The organism is Aureimonas endophytica (genome assembly GCF_014642635.1).
In the GTDB taxonomy this organism is placed as follows: domain Bacteria; phylum Pseudomonadota; class Alphaproteobacteria; order Rhizobiales; family Rhizobiaceae; genus Plantimonas; species Plantimonas endophytica.
In genome coordinates this window covers 1-2,500 of record NZ_BMIQ01000021.1, presented here as the reverse complement: position 1 = coordinate 2,500, position 2,500 = coordinate 1, and the positions used below count along the sequence as shown (strand labels likewise).

The 2,500-nt window shown below is 57.8% G+C and carries 2 rRNA genes (1 of these 2 cut by a window edge); both read left to right on the top strand.

Features of this window, described 5'->3' with window-relative positions:
* Positions 1–2,064 (top strand): 23S ribosomal RNA (locus tag IEY14_RS25600) (it extends 903 nt beyond the left edge of the window).
* Between the two features lie 234 nt (positions 2,065–2,298).
* Positions 2,299–2,413: ribosomal RNA gene (gene rrf, locus IEY14_RS25595) — 5S ribosomal RNA — on the top strand.
* The last annotated feature ends 87 nt before the right edge of the window (positions 2,414–2,500 follow it).

Genomic DNA, 2,500 nt, shown 5'->3' with positions numbered 1-2,500 from the left:
AGGTGCGGTAACACGCACTGGAGGGCCGAACCCGCATCTGTTGCAATAGATTGGGATGACTTGTGGCTAGGGGTGAAAGGCCAATCAAACTCGGAAATAGCTGGTTCTCCGCGAAATCTATTTAGGTAGAGCGTCGGATGAACACCGTGCGGGGTAGAGCACTGAATGGGCTAGGGGGACTTACCGTCTTACCAAACCCAATCAAACTCCGAATACGCACGAGTGCTGTCCGGCAGACACACGGCGGGTGCTAACGTCCGTCGTGAAGAGGGCAACAACCCTGACCTCCAGCTAAGGTCCCGAAGTCACGGCTAAGTGTGAAAGGATGTGAAGATCCCAAAACAACCAGGATGTTGGCTTAGAAGCAGCCATCATTTAAAGAAAGCGTAACAGCTCACTGGTCTAAACAAGGGTCTTTGCGCCGAAAATGTAACGGGGCTGAAGCCGTGCACCGAAGCTGAGGATTCGTGTCTTGCGACACGAGTGGTAGCGGAGCGTTCCGTAGGCCTGTGAAGGGGTACCCGTGAGGGACCCTGGAGGTATCGGAAGCGAGAATGCTGACATGAGTAACGATAAAGGGTGTGAGAGACACCCTCGCCGAAAGTCCAAGGGTTCCTGCTTAAAGTTAATCTGAGCAGGGTGAGCCGGCCCCTAAGGCGAGGCCGAAAGGCGTAGTCGATGGGAACCACGCGAACAATCGTGGGCCTGGTGGAGAGTGACGGATCCCGTGTGTTGTGAGGTCTTATTGGATTGATCTTGCAGCGAAGGGGTTCCTGGAAATAGCCCCACCGAATAGACCGTACCCGAAACCGACACAGGTGGACTGGTAGAGCATACCAAGGCGCTTGAGAGAACTCTGCTGAAGGAACTCGGCAAATTGCACGCGTAACTTCGGAAGAAGCGTGACCCTTTTGGACGCAAGTTCGAGGGGGTGGCACAGACCAGGGGGTAGCGACTGTTTACCAAAAACACAGGGCTCTGCGAAGTCTGTAAGACGACGTATAGGGTCTGACGCCTGCCCGGTGCTGGAAGGTTAAGTGGAGGGGTGCAAGCTCTGAAACGAAGCCCCAGTAAACGGCGGCCGTAACTATAACGGTCCTAAGGTAGCGAAATTCCTTGTCGGGTAAGTTCCGACCTGCACGAATGGCGTAACGACTTCCCCGCTGTCTCCAGCAGAGACTCAGTGAAATTGAATTCCCCGTGAAGATGCGGGGTTCCTGCGGTCAGACGGAAAGACCCCGTGCACCTTTACTATAGCTTTACACTGGCATTCGTGTCGGCATGTGTAGGATAGGTGGTAGGCTTTGAAGCGTGGGCGCCAGCTCGCGTGGAGCCATCCTTGAAATACCACCCTTATCGTCATGGATGTCTAACCGCGGTCCGTCATCCGGATCCGGGACAGTGTATGGTGGGTAGTTTGACTGGGGCGGTCGCCTCCCAAAGAGTAACGGAGGCGCGCGATGGTGGGCTCAGACCGGTCGGAAATCGGTCGTCGAGTGCAATGGCATAAGCCCGCCTGACTGCGAGACAGACAAGTCGAGCAGAGACGAAAGTCGGTCATAGTGATCCGGTGGTCCCCCGCGTGGAAGGGCCATCGCTCAACGGATAAAAGGTACGCCGGGGATAACAGGCTGATGACCCCCAAGAGTCCATATCGACGGGGTTGTTTGGCACCTCGATGTCGACTCATCGCATCCTGGGGCTGGAGCAGGTCCCAAGGGTATGGCTGTTCGCCATTTAAAGCGGTACGTGAGTTGGGTTCAGAACGTCGTGAGACAGTTCGGTCCCTATCTGCCGTGGGTGTCGGAGCATTGCGAGGATCTGTCCCTAGTACGAGAGGACCGGGATGGACACACCTCTGGTGGACCTGTTGTGGCGCCAGCCGCATAGCAGGGTAGCTATGTGTGGACTCGATAACCGCTGAAGGCATCTAAGCGGGAAACGAACCTCTAAACGAGTGCTCCCTATCAGGGCCGTGGAAGACCACCACGTCGATAGGCCGGGTGTGGAAGCGTGGCAACATGCGAAGCTTACCGGTACTAATCGCCCGATCGTCTTGATCCCTCCCATTCGCCCATGCCCGTCCCCAAAAGGGACCGGGCATGGTTCATTCGCCAGCGCGCTCACGACGACGATCTTCCAGATCGTCGCTTCCGCTGGGGCGGTCCTTCGGACCGACGCCCGGTCGGGCTTGCGGCCCTTCGGGCCGGAGCGCACTGCCGAAACCCCCTGCACCAGCACGCCGCGCACCACGCGCCGCGCCCCGAAAACCCAGCTTCTCAGCTTGCCGTTCGCCGACCTGGTGGCTTCGCGGAGACCCCAACACCCGATCCCATTCCGAACTCGGCCGTGAAACGCTCCAGCGCCCATGATACTTCGTCTCAAGACGCGGGAAAGTCGGTCGCCGCCAGGTCCGCAAACCGCAAGCTTCTCTCTCCACAACACACATCACAAACATCACCCGCCGCACCCCACAACCCACCCAACGCGGCAACGGGCG